Below are 15,047 nucleotides of genomic sequence, written 5' to 3' on the forward strand. Positions count from 1 at the left end.
AAGAGGTCTCCTGTTGGTTACTCGAGGCCGGATTCGAACTGCTCCATCGCGATCAGTGGCCGGATCCGGCTCTCGACCGTCGGGCCGGCGAAGTTGCGCCGGATCAGGTCGTTGCCGAAGACGTTGCCGATGGCACCCAGCACCATCGCCTGGTCGAGGGCGAGGTAGCGCTTCGCGATCAGGCCTGACTTCACCGCGACCGAGTCGTAGAAGCCGCCGCCGCCGTACGCGTGCAGGTTCGTCTCGATCCGGCTCAGGTTCTCGATCGCCTGCCGGGGTGCGTAGGCCATCGCGAGGAACGCCGCGTGCGGGGTGACCACGCCGTCGCCGTACGCCGGGTTCGGGTTGGTGCCCTCGCGGCAGCCCTCGAAGCCGGCGTCGAAGTTCGTCGCCTCCAGGTCGGACGGGTAGCCGCCCGGGTCCATCCCGATCGCGTCGACGCCGTAGACGGAGTACCCGCCCTTCGGGTTCGAGGCGGGGGAGAAGCCCCAGTAGCCGTACTTCGCGTCGTCGAGACCGTGCTCGATGTGCGCGCGGACGGTGAGTGGGTGGTTGATCCCCCAGCTGCGCGGTGCCCAGGTCGACTCGGGGACGAACAGGTCCGGCATCAGCGACTCGAACATGTCGCCGCCCCAGGACGGCACGAGCCGCATCCCGCGGTAGGAGTAGGTGCCCTCGAACACGTCGAGGCCGAGGTAGGTCCGGTGCACACCCTTGGGCCGCTGCTCGACCCAGGACCAGTCGCACGAGTCCGGGAAGGTCCGGTAGGTGGCGAAGTACTGCGTGTGCGGGACCTGTCCGAGGGCGAAGCCGACGTACCCCGCGATCCGGGCCTCGGTGTTGCAGGTGTCGTAGTGGAACTTGCGGTAGTACACGTCCGGGCCGGTGCCGGCGTGGTTGCCCTTGTCGGTCTCCTCGTCCGGCGGTGGGGTTTCGAAGAAGCCGCCGCGCATCAGGCCGCCGGGACGGGCCGCGGGGTTGTAGTAGTAGGCGAAGTTCATCTTGTTCAGCAGGGAGTCCGCGAGGGCCCGGGCGCCCGGCTCGGCGTTGCGAACGACCATCAGGGCGCAGGCCAACCAGCCGTTGTCGACACTCGACACGAACGGCGTGATCGGCCGGGTGCCGTCCGGGTCGGTGTAGCGCACCTCGCCGGTCGCCTCGTCGTACCAGTTGAAGTACATGCCGCTGGGCTCGTGGTGGTCGACGTTCTTCATCGTGGTGAGCGTCTGGGTGATCCGGCGGAGTGACTCCTGCGGCGAGATGATGCCGAGGTGGCGGGCGACCACCGTGCTCCACAGGTAGCCGCCGATGTTGGTGGGGGAGGTGTAGTTGCTGCGGACCGGGCTCGTGACGGACTCGCCGCTGTTGTCGGCGGGCAGGCCGGTGTGCTCGTCGGTCATCGCGACCATGCTGCGCCAGGTGTCCCTGGCCCACCGGCCGACCAGAGCCTTGTCCGCACGGCTCGGTTTCCAGCCACCCTTCAACAGCTCCGCGGGGGAAGGCGTTCCACCGAAGGCGGGCGTGATGGTGGCGGTTCCGATCAGGGCGGTGGCGCCGGTGGCGGCCAAGAGCGTGCGGCGACTGATGTTGGCGGTCATCTTGTCTCCAGAAGGGTCTATTTGAGGCCGGTGATCGCAATGCCCCGGGTGACGTGGCGCTGGAAGGCCAGGAACATCACCAGGACCGGTACGACGACCACGACCGCGCCGGCCATCAGCAGGCCGTAGTTCTGCGCGTTCTGTCCGGTCGAGTACAGCGCCAGGGCGACGGGAAGGGTGTACTTGTCCTCGGTCTGGGCGATCACCAGCGGCCAGAGGAAGTTGTTCCAGGAACCGAGGAAGGTCAGGATGCCGAGCGTGGCGAGCGCGGGGCGGGTCAGCGGCAGCATGATCCGGGCGAAGATGCCCAGCTCACCGCTGCCGTCCACCCGGCCGGCGTCCATCAGGTCGTCCGGCAGCCCGAGGAAGAACTGCCGCATCAGGAACACGCCGAACGGCGAGACCAGGAACGGCAGGATCAGGCCGGGGTAGCTGTTCGCCAGCCCGGCGTTGGTGACGAGCACGAACAACGGGACGAACGTGACCATGCCCGGGATCATCAGCGTGGCCATCACCACGACGAACAGCGTGTTGCGGCCCTTGAACCGCAGCTTGGCCAGGGCGTAGCCGATCATCGAGCAGAAGGTCAGGTTCCCGGCCGTCACGACCAGCGCGACGATCGTCGAGTTGAGGAAGTAGCGCGGGAAGTTCGCCTTGCTGAACAGCGCGTCGTAGTTCTCGGTGGTCGCGTTTTCCGGCCACCAGGTCGGCGGGACGCGGAGCAGTTCGCCCTGCGTCTTGAAGCTGCCCAGCACCATCCAGAGGAACGGTGCCGCGACGGCGACGAGGCCGAGCACCCCGATCAGGTAGATCCACCAGGTACGGCGCATCACTTCTCCCTCAGCAGCCGGAACTGGATGAACGTAATCACCGCGATCACGACGAACAGGATGTACGCCATCGACGTGGCCAGGCCGTAGTTGCCGAAGCCGAACTGCTGGTAGGTGTACATCGACACCGAGATGGTGCTGTTCAACGGACCGCCCTGGGTCATCACGAACGGCTCCTCGAAGAACTGCAGGTAGCCGATCCCCGTGGTCACGCTGGTGAACAGGATCGTTGGCCGGAGCAACGGCAGGATCAGGTGCCGGAACCGTTGCCACGAGCTCGCACCGTCGATCTGGCCGGCCTCCTCGACCGACTGCGGGATGCCCTGCAGACCGGCCAGGAAGATGATCATCGCGGAGCCGAAGTTCCGCCAGACCGCCATCGCGATCAGCGACGGCATCGCCCAGGTCTTCGACGCCAGCCAGTTCGGGCCGTCGATGCCGACCCAGCCGAGCACCGTGTTCAGCAGGCCCGAGTCCGGCGCCAGCACGAACCGCCAGATCACCGCGATCGCGACGATCGACGTCACCACGGGCAGGTAGTAGCCGACCTTGAACAGGCTCTGGAACCGCTTCACGCCCCGGTCCAGCAACACCGCCGCGGCCAGCGCGACCACCAGGGTCAACGGCACCCCGAGAATCACGAAGTACGCCGTGTTGAACGCGGCCTTCTGGAACGTCTCGTCCGACAACGCCTTCACGTAGTTGTCGAACCCGACCCCGTTCACCGCGAACGGCGTCCGCAGGTCCCGCTGCCGCATGTCGGTGAAACTCATCCCCAACGACCCCAGCACCGGGCCGGCCGTGAACGCGAGGAAGAGGAAGACGAAGGGAAGAACGAGGACCCAGGCCGCGGCGGCCTCCCGGGTGATCCTCCGTCGCGGGCGCCCAGGCGGCGGCGTCCGCCGTACCGCCTGGGTCCGCGTGTCCGTGAGGGTAGACATCGCGATCAGCTGCCGCCCGTGCCGATCTGCGTTGCCTTGGTCTGGATGGCCTTCGCCGTGTCGGCGGGGGACTGGCCGGCCTTGGCCATCTTCTCGATCTCGGCGTCGAACGCGGTCGCGACCTGCTCCCAGTTCACGATCGCCGGCGGCGCCTTGGCGTCCTCGAGCTGCTGACCGAAGACCGGCAGCAGCGGGTCCGACGCGATGCTCTGGTCCTGCCACGCGCTCTTCACCGCGGGCAGGTCGGACGACATCTTGAACCACGACGCCTGCGTCTTCGCGTCCGACAGCCACTTGATCAGCTTCCAGGCGCTGTCCTTGTTCTTCGACGCCTTGAACACCACGAAGTCCGAACCACCGACGAACGACGTCGACGTCTTGTTCTTCGGCAGCAGGAACACCCCGATGTTCGGCTTGATCGCCTCACCGCCGGCCTTCGCCACCGACCCGGCCATCCACGGCCCGGAGATGAACATCGGCACCTGCCCGTTGACGAACTGGGCCTCGGTCTGGTTCGGCGGCAGGTCGGTGCCGGCCAGCTTCTCGGTGAAGAAGCTCTGGTAGTACTTCAGCCCTTCCTGCATCTCCGGCGTGTCGAAGGTGAACTCCTTCTGGTCGTCGCCGGTGATGTTCGCGCCGGCCGACCAGGCGAACGGCATCACGGTCTGCCAGGAGCCCGCGCCACCCGGCTGCAGGTTGATCCCGTACTTCGCGCCGGCCTTGTCCTGCATCGCCTTGGCCATCGCCTTCAGCCCGTCCCAGTCGGTCGGCGGCGTGCTGAAGCCGGCCTTCGCGGCCAGGTCCTTGCGGTAGAACACCAGCCGCGTCTCGACGTACCAGGGCACGCCGTACTGGGTGCCGCCGACCTTCGTGGTGTCGAGCGCGCCCGGGTAGAAGCCGGAGTTGTCGAAGCCCTGCGGGGTCGGGTCGAGCGCGCCGAGGTCGGCGAACTCGCCCATCCAGGTGGTGCCGACCATCGCCAGGTCCGGCGTCGACTGCGCCGTGATCGCGGTGGTGAACTTGTTGTGCGCGGCGTCCCACGGGATCGGCGTGACGGTCACGTTCACGCCCGGGTTGGCCTGCTTGAACTGCTCGAGCAGCTTGGGCAGGTTCTCGCCCTCGGTGCCCATCGCCCACACGGTCAGGTTGCCGGTGGCGGGTCCTTCGCTCACGGTGGTTGTCGCTTGTGCCCCTCCACTGGGAGAGTCCTCGGACCGGCCACACCCCGCGAGTGCAAGGGCCGTGGCCGTCAGCGCAGCGCTGCCGATCACCAGCCGGCGGCGGATGCTGTGGGTGAACATCTGTTGTCTCCTCACTCGGTTACTTCTGCATCCCCCGGTTTCGTACCGCAGCTGGCCCGCAGCACGAGTTGTGTCGCCAGTACGTCGTTCCGCGACCGGGTCCGCTCCCCGGTTGCGCGTTCGTGCAGCCGTTGCGCGGCCAGCCGGCCGAGCTCGATCATCGGCTGCCGTACAGTCGTCAGCCCCGGCGACACGTACCGTGCCGCCATCACGTCGTCCCACCCCGTCACCACGATCTCGCCGGGTACGTCGAGCCCGTGCCGGGTGAAGCTGGTCAGCGCCGCGAGCGCGAGCTCGTCGTTCGCACACACCAGTCCGTCCGGCCGAGTGGTTGCCTTGAGCACCTTTTGGGCGACCTCACCGCCGGCGTCCTCGGTGAGCGGGACCCGCTCCGGCTCCGGCGCCCGCAAGCCGCGGGCCACGTGGGCCTGTGCGAACCCGGCGTACCGCTCGGAAACGTCGTACGAGATCGCCGGATCGCCGACGAACAGCAGGTTCGTGCGGCCGTGGTCGAGGAGGCGGGTCGTGAGTGCTTCCGCGCTCGAGGCGCTCTCGCTGCGGACCGAGTCGCACCCGGTGATCGGTGGGTGCGCGACCAGCACCAGCGGTACGCCGGCCTTGCGCAGGCCCTGGATCGTGGGCAGGTCGAGAGCGTTGCCGTGGACAACGATCCCGTCGACCCGCCCGGCCAGGTCGCGGACGCTGCGGCGGGGATCGGGATTGCCGTGGGTGACCGTGATGACGACGCTCTGGCCGTGCTCGCCGGCCCAGCGCTCGTACCCCATCAGCAGGTCGCCGTAGAACGGGCCGGCCAGGTCGGGCAGCACGAGCCCGTGCGCCTCGTGCCGTTGTACCGCCAGGCTGCGGGCGGCGCGCAGCGGTACGTAGTTGAGCTCCTGCGCCGCCTGGTCGACCCGCGCGCGTGCCTTCTCCGACACCGGTCCGGTCCCTTGCAGGACACGCGAAACCGTCGCGATCGACAGCTTCGCCCGGGCCGCGACGTCGTAGATCGTCGCCGGCCGGCCGGTGGGTCCGGATGCCACGTGCTCGCTCCTCGGGGTCAGAGTGGAAGCGCTTACAGTTTCCGACCCTGCCTTGTCCCGGGTGCATCGGTCAAGACCTCGGCGGCGATCTGGGACGATGAATCCCGTGACCACACACGAACGCGAGGATCAGTTGTTCCTGATCCGGCACGGCGAGACCGAGTGGAGCAGGTCGGGCCGGCACACGTCCGTCACCGACCTCCCGCTGACGCCGGACGGAGAGCGCGTCGCGGCAGGTCTGCGGCAGCGGCTGGCAGGGGAGACGTTCGACCTGGTGCTGACGTCACCGCGGCAACGAGCCCGGCGTACGGCGGAACTCGCCGGCTTCCCGGACGCCGAGGTCGACGACGACCTGGTCGAATGGAACTACGGGGACTACGAGGGCATCACCACCGCGGAGATCCGCAAGACCGTGCCCGGGTGGACGGTCTGGGCCGACCCGGTACCCAACGGCGAAACCCCCGCCCAGGTCGCCGCCCGCCTCGACCGCGTCAACGCCCGCATCGCCGCCGTCCCCGGCGACGTCCTCGTCTTCGGTCACTCCCACGCCCTCCGCGCCCTCACCGCCCGCTGGCTCGAACTCGACGTGACCGAAGGCCGCCACTTCGTCCTCAACACCGCCACCGTCTCAGTCCTGGGCTGGGAACGAGGCTCCCCCGCCATCCACCACTGGAACGCCTGACGCGTGCTGGGAAAGACCCACGCGCGCTGTCGCGGACGGACCTTCACCGCCGTGCACTCCGGAGCCGCTTTCCGGAACATTGTGGTCAGTGGGTGGCAGTGAAGTTCCGGAGACCCTCAGCGGACCGGGCAGGTGGGGCTGCAAGGTTTGGGGGTGAGGGTGGGGTCGGTTCGGCGAAGCATGCCCAGGACTTGTACGGCGGCTGCGCATGGGCGGTTGGTGATGTCGGACCAGCCGTAGCGCAGGGTGGATTCGGCGCGCAGGGTTGCGCGGTTGTCGCGGTCCAGGTCGCGCCACCGTTGGTGGGGTGCGAGGTGGAGACGTCCGTCGAGTTCGACCACGAGCTCGAATCCGGCGTAGAAGACGTCGGTGAACTCGCGGTCGACAGCGCGCTGCCGCTGTCCGGCCGGCAAGGCGTGGCGCCGTTCGACGTCGCGCAGATAGCGCAGTTCGAGCAGTGAGTGCGAACCCGCGGCGACGTCGGCGAGGATCGGCCGGAGCGCCCGGCGGTGCGGTAACCGCGGCCGGTCGATCAGGGACCGCTCGATGTCGGCAGGACTGACGCGTCCGCTCTGGCACGCCTCGGCGATCGCCGCCGCGGCCTGATCCAGCGACTGGCTGGCGCCGACGATGTCCAGAACTGCGTGTGCCGCCGTACGCCGCGGTGGGATGACGGCGGCGAGCCGGTCAGCCCAGTGCTCGTCGCGGTGTACGACGAGATTCGGCTGCGCTCGTACCTTCCGGCGTTCTGGAATGACCACGTGGACCGGACGGTTCCCGTCGGACTTGATCAGGCCGAGCTGTTCGGCCGCGGTGTGGTGGCTCCAGGCAGCTTCCGGCCCGGCGTAGAGCAGTCCCGCCAGCCGGCGTTCGTCGTACCCGATCGGTCCGGTGTGCGTGGCGTAGACACCAGGATGAACGCGCTGCCAGCGTCTGCCTCGCAGCCGTCGCCGGATCTGAGCGTCGGACCACCCCGCGGCGATCAGTTGAGCGCGTCCGACGATCCGGCCCTGAGTGTGGATCAGCGTGTCGATCCCCTCGGCCGCGAGCTGACCTCTCCACCACCAGTCCATCCCCTCCAGCCTGACCGATTCCCGCCACCCCCGCTGACCCCCTGTGGACAACCGGCAGCGGCTCCGGTTGGCGGAACATTTCGGTCGGTATGCGGCTGAGATGTTCCGGAAAGGTGGCTTGGTCAGCGGGTGATGGTGGCGAGGAGGAGGTCCAGGCGGGCTTGGTGGTGGGCGGGGCGGAGGCGGGCGCCCGCTCTGAGGGTGGCGAGGCCGTGGAGGGCGCTCCAGAACACCTCGGTCGCCGTCTCGGTGTCGCCGCGTGCGTACGGCTGGATCGCGGCGAGGATCTCCCCGAAGGCGGTGCGCAGGGGCTCCGGGGTCTCCTCGCGGCCGAAGACCAGGTCGGTCCGGCGGACGAACATCGCCTCGTAGACGGCTGGGTGCTGTTCGGCGTACTCGAGGTAGGCGTTGGCGATCCCGCGCAGGCCGTCGGTCTCGCGGGCTGTGCGGAGGACGTCGGCGAGTTCGGTGAGGCCCTCGACGGCGACGGCGCTCTCGATCGCGTGCATGTTCTTGAAGTGGCCGTAGAGGACGGGCTGGCTGTAGTCGACGGCGTCGGCGAGGCGGCGGGTGGTGACGGCGTCCCAGCCCTCGGTCTCGGCGAGGTCCCGGGCGGTGCGGACGATCAGGTCGCGGCGCTCCTCGCGGGCGCGCTCCCGGCGTGACGGTGTCGGCATAGACCGGATCTTAGCACCGCTAGACAATCTAGCAACGGCAATGTTAGCGTCGCTAGGAAACTTAGCGCTGCTAGATCACAGGAGAACCCGATGCGTCGCTTCACCACCGTCCTGACCGTCCTGCTCGGTGTCTTCCCGCTCACGTTCGGCCTGCGGTTCCTGCTCCTCGACCCGCACGGTGCCGCCGCCGGATACGGCGTCGACGCGTGGCCGAGCGGCGCCGCGGCGGGCTACCTCGCGGCGAAGGGCATCCGCGACATCGTCCTCGGGCTCAACCTGCTGGCCCTGTTCGCGCTCGGCCAGCGCCGGGCGACCGGCGTCCTGATGGCGATCACCGCGCTCGTCCCGATCACCGACATGATCATCGTGCTCACCCACGGTGGCACCGTCGCGACCGCCCTCGGCGTCCACGGCCTGACCGCGGTCGTCGTCCTCTTCGACGCCTGGCTGCTCCTCCGCGAACGCCGTACAGCGGATGTCGCTCAGCCGGTCGGAGTCCACTCGTAGAGATCGACCGTGCAGTACTCGCGGAACCCGAGCCCGGCGTACACCGACCGCCCGGCCTCCGACGACCCCAGTACGCCGTACTCCGCGACCTCCCCGGCTTCGCGGAGCGCGGCGTGGGTGATCGCGGCACCGATCCCGCGTCGCCGCGCCTCGGGGACCGTCATCACGAAGTACACCCCGGCCACGCCGGCGCCGAGGAAGATCGTGGTCGTCGCGACCGGCGTACCGTCGAGCAGACCCAGGTAATGCCGCCACGGATCGCCGTACCCGAGCTTCCGGTAGACCGACGCGACCCAGCGCGCTTCCTTCTCGCCCTCGCCGAACCCTTGCCCGAGCGTCCGCTCCCACGCCGCGAGCGCCTCGTCGTCGCCGACCCGAACAACCTCGAACCCGGGTACGGCGCGTGGGGTGATCAACTCGGGGATCCGCACAGCCATCCCCGGCTCGGATCCGCCAGAAGTGAAGCCGGCCGCGGTCAACTGCTCGGCCAACCCATCCATCCGCATCGACGGGCCGACATGCCAGCTCCCGGGAACTCCGAACTTCTTCAACGCTGCAAGGGATTCCGCCACCACATGGTTGCCGGAAGCACCGACCACGGCGTTGTGATAGTCGATCGGCGAACCACCGATCGTCCACCGTGCCACGGCATCATCGCGCTGCTCCCCGCCACCCGCGGCGCCCATCGCCATCAGCAGCTCAGCGGCGTTCTCCTCGATGGCCCGCGCCAGCTCAGCCCGGGAGAGCATTCCATTGCTCCAGCGTCGAGACGAGCAGCGTGGTCGTGGCGAGCGTCAGGAACTCGGACCGGGTGACGAACCGCGCATCCGAAGCATCGTCACCTGCGGTGAGGGTGCCGCCGACGGCGGTCGCCTCGTAGTCGCGGATCACGTAGAGCTGCCCCTGCGGACCTTCCCGTTCGACCTCGCCGACCAGGTCGCCGACCTCGACCGTGAGCCCGGTTTCCTCCGCGACCTCGCGCGCCACGGCCGCCGGATCGTCCTCACCTGGCTCGACCCGCCCGCCCGGGATCGACCACAATCCCCGCCCCGGCTCGTTCGCCCGGCGGACCACGAGCAGCCGGTGCTCGTCGTCGTACACCAGAGCACCCACACAGTCGACACGCCGCGCGTCCATGCACCCGAACAATAGGCGTTCTGGGGACAACTGCCAGGGGTAAGGGGTGAACGCGGATAGCATCTGCGGTGACAGAAGGCCTTCGAAGGGATCCGGACCGCTCGTGCGCATCGATCTGCACACTCACTCGAACCGCTCGGACGGCACCGACCCGGTGGCCGTCCTGATCGCGCATGCCGCGCAGGCGGGTCTCGATGTGATCGCGGTCACGGATCATGACACCGCCGACGGGTGGGCCGAGGGCCGGATCGCCGCGGAGGAGACCGGGATCGGGTTCGTCCCCGGCATCGAGATCTCCTGCAAGCTCAACGGCATCAGCGTCCACCTGCTCGGCTACCTGCTGGACCCCTCCTACCCGGAGCTGGCCGAGGAGCTGCGGATCGTCCGCGACGGGCGGACCGACCGGATCCCGTCGATCGTCGCCCGGCTGAACAGCGTCGGCGTTCCCCTGACCGTCGACGAGGTGCTGGCCCAGGCCACCGGTACGCCGTCGGTCGGGCGGCCGCACGTGGCCGACGCGCTGGTCGCCAACGGCACGGTCGCGAACCGTGGCGAGGCGTTCGACCGGTTCCTGGCCGACGGCCGGGCCGGCCACGTGCCGCACTACGCGATCGAGCCGGGCCGCGCGATCGACCTGGTCCGCGCGGCCGGCGGAGTCCCGGTGATCGCCCACCCGTGGGGACGCTCCAGCTACAAGGTGATGACCCAGGACACCATCGCCCGCCTGGTCGATGACCATGGTCTGGCCGGGATCGAGGTCGACCACCAGGACCACTCGCCCGAGTCGCGGGTGGCGTTGCGCGCGATCGCCGACGAGCTCGGCATCATCGCGACCGGCTCGAGCGACCACCACGGCGCCGGCAAGATCGACCACGACCTCGGCGTGAACACCACCGACCCCGAGCAGTTCGAGCGGCTGCTCGAGGTCGCCAAGGCGAATGCGGCCGCGGTCACCGGCGTGCAGGTCCCCGAGGCCTACCTGCCGTGAACAGTGTCATCAACATCGGACTGCTCACCGAGGTCATTGTGACGCTGTTCGTGATCATGGACCCGCCCGGGACCGTGCCGGTGTTCATCTCGCTGACCGCGGGCCAGTCCCGCGCGGTCCGGAAGAAGGCCGCGTGGCAGGCGGTGCTGGTCGCGTTCGGCGTGATCGTCGTGTTCGCGGCGTTCGGGCAGCAGATCCTGCACCACCTCGGCATCACGCTGCCGGCGCTGCAGTGCGCGGGCGGCCTGCTGCTCCTGCTGATCGCGCTGCAGTTGCTGACCGACACCGCCGAGGACCCGGTCCAGACCAAGAACGTGAACATCGCCTTCGTCCCGCTCGGTACGCCGCTGCTCGCCGGCCCGGGTGCGATCGTCGCCACGATGGTGTTCGTGCAGCGCGCCAACGGGTCGTTGCCGGACGTGGTCGCGATCTCGGTCGGCATCATCGCGATCCACCTGATCATGTGGCTGACCCTGCGGTTCTCCGGTGTGATCATGCGGATCCTCGGGGAGAACGGCGTCCTGCTGGTCACCCGGATCGCCGGTCTGCTGCTGAGCGCGATCGCGGTGCAGTTGGTCGCGGACGCGGTCTCGGACTTCATCAAGGTAGGCTGAGATGAGCGACATGCTGCCCGGGATGCCGGCGCGGCTGTTCGTCGCGACGCCGACCAAGCTGCTCAACTTCGCGGACTGCAAGCGCAAGTACCGCTACACCTACCTGGAGACGCCGCGTCCGCCGAAGGGTCCGCCGTGGGCGCACAACACGGTCGGTGCGATCGTCCACGAGGTGCTCGCCGACTTCTTCGGTCGCTGGCCGGCCGCCCGCCGTACGCCGGACGAGGTGGTGGCCAAGATGCGGTCGAGCTGGCGCAGCGAGGGCTTCCGCGACGAGCGGCAGTCGCTCGACTGGCGCGACCGGTCGACCGACATGGTGCTGGGTTACCTGCGCGACTCCGATCCGTACTACCAGCCCCGCGGCGTCGAGCGTACGGTCGTCTTCACCACCGAGCGGGCTTCGCTGCGTGGGCGGGTCGACCGCATCGACGAGCGTCCGGCCCGTGACGGCAGCGGCGGGACCGAGCTGGTGATCGTCGACTACAAGACCGGCCGGCGCCCGCTGACCTCGACCGACGCGCGGTCGTCGCTCGCGATGGCGCTGTACGTCCTGGGCGCTCGCCGCGTCCTGCACAAGCCGTCCACCCGGGTCGAGCTGCACCACCTGCCGACCAACACCGTCGCCGCGGCCGACCACGACGACGCGTCGCTGGCCCGGCACCAGCGCCGCGCCGAGTCGATGGCGGACGGCGCCGCCGCGGCCGAGAAGCGCTGGTACGAAGGCCTCACCCCCGCGGAGGCCGACGAAGCCTTCCCGCCGGAGCCGTCCGCGCTGTGCGGTTGGTGCGACTTCGTCCGCATCTGCCCGGAGGGCCGCCGCGAGTCCCCACCCCGGGACTCCTGGGCCGGCCTCGACGACAGCTCCCCGATCCCGATGGAGGACGCCGGCTGAGTCGGCGTACCAGCGCCGTGTGCGTGGGATGTCAGCGCCGGGGTGAACCCTGAGGGTGATGAGAAAGGGGATTGCCGGATGGGTGCGAAGACTGTGAACAGGCTGGCGGTGCCGGGGGCGACCCTGCACTACGAGGTGACCGGATCGGGGCCGATGCTGCTGCTGATCCCCGGCGGTGGGACCGACGCGGGGATGTTCGACGGGATCGTCGGGCAGCTCGCGGCCGAGTACACGGTGGTGGCGTACGACCCGCGCGGCAACTCCCGGAGCCGGTACGACGGTGAGCCGTCGGACGAGCGTGTCGACCGGTCGGCCGAGGACGCGCTGGCGTTGATCGACGAGGTGGCCGGCGACCAGCCGGCGTACGTGCTGGGCGCCAGTTCCGGCGCGATCACCGGGCTCGAGCTGATCACCCGGCACCCGGATCGGGTCCGGATGCTGGTCGCCCACGAGCCGCCGTGCACCGAGGTGCTCCCGGACGCGACGGATGCGCGGGCGTTCTTCGAGGACGTGTACGACACCTACAAGACCGAGGGACTCGCCGCGGCCGACGTCCTGTTCCTGGTCGGTACCGGGATGGACGACGACGCGATGCCGCCGATGGAGGACCTGCTGCCGGAGTACCGCGAGGTCGCCGAGCGGATACAGGCCAACGCGGCGAACTTCTACGAGCACAAGCTGCTCCCGTTCACCCGGTACGAGCCCGATCTGGACGCGCTCAAGACCGTGGCGGACCGGATCGTCCCCGCCGCCGGACTGGAGTCGATCGACCACCTGCCGGGCCGGCCGATCCAGCTGATCGCCGAGCACCTCGGGTGGCCGGTGGTCACGTTCCCGGGAGGGCACGGCGGGTACGCCAGCCACCCGGTGCCGTTCGCCACGCACCTGGCCGCGTTGCTGAAGGCCGACACGGTCTGATCACCCGGTTCACCGGTCCGGGTGCGGGTCTGAGGGGTCCCGTGCCCGGACCGGTCAATTGAGGTTGACGCCCGCTCGTCGTGCGGCGTACCGTCCGTTCTCTGCCTTGACAAATCGGTGTGGGTCACCCATGCCGTCACAGTGGTGTCCGAACCCCCCGGGTCCTACGGATTCGGGGTAGTTCCGCGTGCCGCTGGGGGATCCGGACGCCACTCTCGAGTAGGAGAGGAGGTCGCCGTGGGCGTCTACTGGGCGATCGGCGTACGGTCGTTCCGGCGCTTCTCGACGTACCGGATCGCCACCGCGTCCGGCGCGTTCACCAACACCGTGTTCGGGTTCATCCTGTGCGGGATCTACCTGACCCTGTGGCACGAGCGCCCGGGGCTCGGTGGGTACGACGTGTCCGACGCGCTGACGTTCGTGTGGTTGCAGCAGGGGTTGCTGATGCCGATCGGGATCTTCGGCGCGACCACCACGGTCGAGCTGGGCGAGCGGGTCCGCAGCGGTGAGATCGCGGTGGATCTGTACCGGCCGACCCGGCTGATGCTGTGGTGGTTGTCGGTCGATCTCGGCCGGGCGATGTTCCAGCTCCTGGTCCGTGGCGGGGCGCCGCTGCTGATCGGTGCGCTGGTGTTCGACCTGAAGTTCCCGAGCGGGCCGATCACCTGGCTCGCCGTCGCGGCCGGGCTGGTGCTGGGGATCCTGGTGAGTTTCACCATCCGGTATCTGGTCGCGCTGTCCGGGTTCTGGATCACCGATACGCGCGGCATGGAGCAGCTCGCGCTGCTGCTGTCGTGCTTCTTCTCCGGGACGATCCTGCCGCTGGTCGTGTTCCCCGGCTGGATCGGGGAGTTCGCGCGGGCGACGCCGTGGGCCGCGACGCTGCAGGTGCCGATCGACATCTGGCTCGGCCGCAATCCGGGCGGGATCACGTCGGCCCTGATGTTCCAGCTGGGCTGGATCGTGGTGCTGATGCTGGCCGGGCAGCTCGTCACGTCGGTGGCGACCCGGAAGGTGGTGATCCAGGGTGGTTGAGCGGCTCCGCCGGGCTCCGGCGCAGTACTGGATGCTGGTCGTGATGTGGATCCGGTCGTCGCTGGCCTACCCCGCGTCGTTCGTTCTGATGGTGTTCAGCTCGATGCTGATCACGGTCACCGACTTCGTCGCGATCGTGCTGATGTTCAGCCACATCGAGGCGTTCGGCGGCTTCACCCTCGCCGAGATGGCGTTGCTCTACGCAACAGCCTCGATGACGCTCGGGTTCGCGGACCTGTTCACCGGGTCGATCGAGCGGATCGGGCAGCGGATCCGGACCGGGGTGCTCGACGTCTACCTGATCCGGCCGGTGCCGGCGTTCGTCCAGACCGCCGCGGACGAGTTCGCGCTGCGCCGGATCGGCCGGCCGCTGCAGGCCGGGATCGTCCTCGGGTTCGCGCTGGCCAGGCTCCAGCTCGACTGGACCGTTGCCAAGGGCATCATGTTGGTGGTGTCGGTGATCGCCGGATCGATCATCTTCGCCGCGATCTTCGTCCTCGGCGCGGCGTTCCAGTTCGTCTCGGTCGACTCCGCGGAGGTGGCCAATTCCTTCACGTACGGCGGGCAGACGCTGACCCAGTACCCGTTGACGATCTTCGGCAAGGAGATCGTCCGGGCGGTCACGTTCGTCGTACCGCTTGCCTTCGTCAACTACTACCCGGTGCTGTTCGTGCTGGGTAAGCCGGCCCCGCTGGGCCTGCCGTCCTGGATCGGCCTGCTGTCGCCGCTGGTCGCCGTCGCGATGGTCGCGCTGGCGTCTCTGGCGTGGCGGGGTGGCCTCCGTCGTTATCGCAGTACAGGGAGTTGAGTC

At 68.9% G+C, this 15,047-nt stretch carries 17 protein-coding genes; 8 read left to right on the plus strand and 9 right to left on the minus strand.

What is annotated here, in order from left to right; all coding sequences use genetic code 11:
• Nucleotides 1-17: 17 nt before the first annotated feature.
• From ACZ6O0_RS24655 to ACZ6O0_RS24675, 5 genes are read right to left on the minus strand one after another with little or no spacing between them, the layout of a single operon-like run.
• Complete coding sequence (locus ACZ6O0_RS24655; RefSeq protein ID WP_465767320.1) at nucleotides 18-1,598, minus strand: glucoamylase family protein; 1,581 nt, start codon at nucleotides 1,596-1,598, stop codon at nucleotides 18-20.
• 17 nt (nucleotides 1,599-1,615) lie between these two features.
• Nucleotides 1,616-2,428 (minus strand): carbohydrate ABC transporter permease, encoded by an 813-nt coding sequence (locus ACZ6O0_RS24660; RefSeq protein WP_465767321.1) that lies wholly within the window; start codon nucleotides 2,426-2,428, stop codon nucleotides 1,616-1,618.
• Entirely contained in the window at nucleotides 2,428-3,369 is a 942-nt protein-coding gene (locus tag ACZ6O0_RS24665) for a carbohydrate ABC transporter permease (RefSeq protein WP_465767322.1), read from the minus strand. The genes ACZ6O0_RS24660 and ACZ6O0_RS24665 overlap by 1 nt, the downstream gene beginning before the upstream one ends.
• A gap of 5 nt (nucleotides 3,370-3,374) precedes the next feature.
• Nucleotides 3,375-4,670 carry a sugar ABC transporter substrate-binding protein gene (locus ACZ6O0_RS24670; protein ID WP_465767323.1) on the minus strand — a complete coding sequence of 432 codons (1,296 nt, stop codon included), beginning with the start codon at nucleotides 4,668-4,670 and terminating at the stop codon, nucleotides 3,375-3,377.
• 11 nt (nucleotides 4,671-4,681) lie between these two features.
• Complete coding sequence (locus tag ACZ6O0_RS24675) at nucleotides 4,682-5,713, minus strand: LacI family DNA-binding transcriptional regulator (protein WP_465767324.1); 1,032 nt, start codon at nucleotides 5,711-5,713, stop codon at nucleotides 4,682-4,684.
• Between the two features lie 97 nt (nucleotides 5,714-5,810).
• Here ACZ6O0_RS24675 and ACZ6O0_RS24680 point away from each other — a divergent pair, with 97 nt between their 5' ends.
• Nucleotides 5,811-6,395, plus strand: a complete 585-nt coding sequence (locus ACZ6O0_RS24680; RefSeq protein WP_465767325.1) for a histidine phosphatase family protein — start codon at nucleotides 5,811-5,813, stop codon at nucleotides 6,393-6,395.
• 116 nt (nucleotides 6,396-6,511) lie between these two features.
• On the opposite strand, the gene ACZ6O0_RS24685 is transcribed toward ACZ6O0_RS24680, so the two are convergent.
• Nucleotides 6,512-7,468, minus strand: coding sequence for a hypothetical protein (locus ACZ6O0_RS24685; RefSeq protein ID WP_465767326.1), 957 nt, complete (start codon nucleotides 7,466-7,468; stop codon nucleotides 6,512-6,514).
• A gap of 122 nt (nucleotides 7,469-7,590) precedes the next feature.
• Nucleotides 7,591-8,145: a TetR/AcrR family transcriptional regulator gene (locus ACZ6O0_RS24690; protein ID WP_465767327.1), complete on the minus strand. Its 555-nt coding sequence runs from the start codon at nucleotides 8,143-8,145 to the stop codon at nucleotides 7,591-7,593.
• 90 nt (nucleotides 8,146-8,235) lie between these two features.
• Between ACZ6O0_RS24690 and ACZ6O0_RS24695 the strand changes: the two genes are divergently transcribed.
• A complete protein-coding gene (locus ACZ6O0_RS24695; protein ID WP_465767328.1) occupies nucleotides 8,236-8,652 on the plus strand; it encodes a DUF4267 domain-containing protein in 417 nt (138 codons plus the stop codon).
• Here the strand turns inward: ACZ6O0_RS24695 and ACZ6O0_RS24700 are convergent.
• A complete protein-coding gene (locus ACZ6O0_RS24700) occupies nucleotides 8,628-9,401 on the minus strand; it encodes a GNAT family N-acetyltransferase (RefSeq protein WP_465767329.1) in 774 nt (257 codons plus the stop codon). The genes ACZ6O0_RS24695 and ACZ6O0_RS24700 overlap by 25 nt on opposite strands.
• Nucleotides 9,385-9,789, minus strand: coding sequence for an NUDIX hydrolase (locus tag ACZ6O0_RS24705; protein WP_465767330.1), 405 nt, complete (start codon nucleotides 9,787-9,789; stop codon nucleotides 9,385-9,387). Before ACZ6O0_RS24705 ends, ACZ6O0_RS24700 begins: the two co-directional genes overlap by 17 nt.
• A 103-nt stretch (nucleotides 9,790-9,892) precedes the next feature.
• Between ACZ6O0_RS24705 and ACZ6O0_RS24710 the strand changes: the two genes are divergently transcribed.
• From ACZ6O0_RS24710 to ACZ6O0_RS24735, 6 genes are all read left to right on the plus strand, one after another.
• Nucleotides 9,893-10,777, plus strand: coding sequence for a PHP domain-containing protein (locus ACZ6O0_RS24710; RefSeq protein WP_465767331.1), 885 nt, complete (start codon nucleotides 9,893-9,895; stop codon nucleotides 10,775-10,777).
• Complete coding sequence (locus ACZ6O0_RS24715; protein WP_465767332.1) at nucleotides 10,774-11,391, plus strand: MarC family protein; 618 nt, start codon at nucleotides 10,774-10,776, stop codon at nucleotides 11,389-11,391. Before ACZ6O0_RS24710 ends, ACZ6O0_RS24715 begins: the two co-directional genes overlap by 4 nt.
• Nucleotide 11,392: 1 nt before the next feature.
• Entirely contained in the window at nucleotides 11,393-12,283 is an 891-nt protein-coding gene (locus tag ACZ6O0_RS24720; protein WP_465767333.1) for a RecB family exonuclease, read from the plus strand.
• A gap of 78 nt (nucleotides 12,284-12,361) precedes the next feature.
• Complete coding sequence (locus tag ACZ6O0_RS24725; protein ID WP_465767334.1) at nucleotides 12,362-13,201, plus strand: alpha/beta fold hydrolase; 840 nt, start codon at nucleotides 12,362-12,364, stop codon at nucleotides 13,199-13,201.
• A 237-nt stretch (nucleotides 13,202-13,438) separates the two neighbouring features.
• On the plus strand, nucleotides 13,439-14,236 hold the full coding sequence (locus ACZ6O0_RS24730) for an ABC transporter permease (protein WP_465767335.1): 798 nt from the start codon (nucleotides 13,439-13,441) through the stop codon (nucleotides 14,234-14,236).
• Nucleotides 14,229-15,044: an ABC transporter permease gene (locus ACZ6O0_RS24735; protein WP_465767336.1), complete on the plus strand. Its 816-nt coding sequence runs from the start codon at nucleotides 14,229-14,231 to the stop codon at nucleotides 15,042-15,044. The genes ACZ6O0_RS24730 and ACZ6O0_RS24735 overlap by 8 nt, the downstream gene beginning before the upstream one ends.
• Nucleotides 15,045-15,047: the final 3 nt, after the last annotated feature.

The sequence above is a fragment of the Kribbella sp. NPDC048837 genome, assembly GCF_055586945.1.

Bases quoted from the DNA above. Each gene is read 5' to 3' on its own strand.
- ACZ6O0_RS24655 (WP_465767320.1), bottom strand. From the start codon at position 1,598: ATGACCGCCAACATCAGTCGCCGCACGCTCTTGGCCGCCACCGGCGCC.
- ACZ6O0_RS24660 (WP_465767321.1), bottom strand. From the start codon at position 2,428: ATGCGCCGTACCTGGTGGATCTACCTGATCGGGGTGCTCGGCCTCGTC.
- ACZ6O0_RS24665 (WP_465767322.1), bottom strand. From the start codon at position 3,369: ATGTCTACCCTCACGGACACGCGGACCCAGGCGGTACGGCGGACGCCG.
- ACZ6O0_RS24670 (WP_465767323.1), bottom strand. From the start codon at position 4,670: ATGTTCACCCACAGCATCCGCCGCCGGCTGGTGATCGGCAGCGCTGCG.
- ACZ6O0_RS24680 (WP_465767325.1), top strand. From the start codon at position 5,811: ATGAATCCCGTGACCACACACGAACGCGAGGATCAGTTGTTCCTGATC.
- ACZ6O0_RS24685 (WP_465767326.1), bottom strand. From the start codon at position 7,468: ATGGACTGGTGGTGGAGAGGTCAGCTCGCGGCCGAGGGGATCGACACG.
- ACZ6O0_RS24690 (WP_465767327.1), bottom strand. From the start codon at position 8,145: ATGCCGACACCGTCACGCCGGGAGCGCGCCCGCGAGGAGCGCCGCGAC.
- ACZ6O0_RS24695 (WP_465767328.1), top strand. From the start codon at position 8,236: ATGCGTCGCTTCACCACCGTCCTGACCGTCCTGCTCGGTGTCTTCCCG.
- ACZ6O0_RS24700 (WP_465767329.1), bottom strand. From the start codon at position 9,401: ATGCTCTCCCGGGCTGAGCTGGCGCGGGCCATCGAGGAGAACGCCGCT.
- ACZ6O0_RS24705 (WP_465767330.1), bottom strand. From the start codon at position 9,789: ATGGACGCGCGGCGTGTCGACTGTGTGGGTGCTCTGGTGTACGACGAC.
- ACZ6O0_RS24720 (WP_465767333.1), top strand. From the start codon at position 11,393: ATGAGCGACATGCTGCCCGGGATGCCGGCGCGGCTGTTCGTCGCGACG.
- ACZ6O0_RS24725 (WP_465767334.1), top strand. From the start codon at position 12,362: ATGGGTGCGAAGACTGTGAACAGGCTGGCGGTGCCGGGGGCGACCCTG.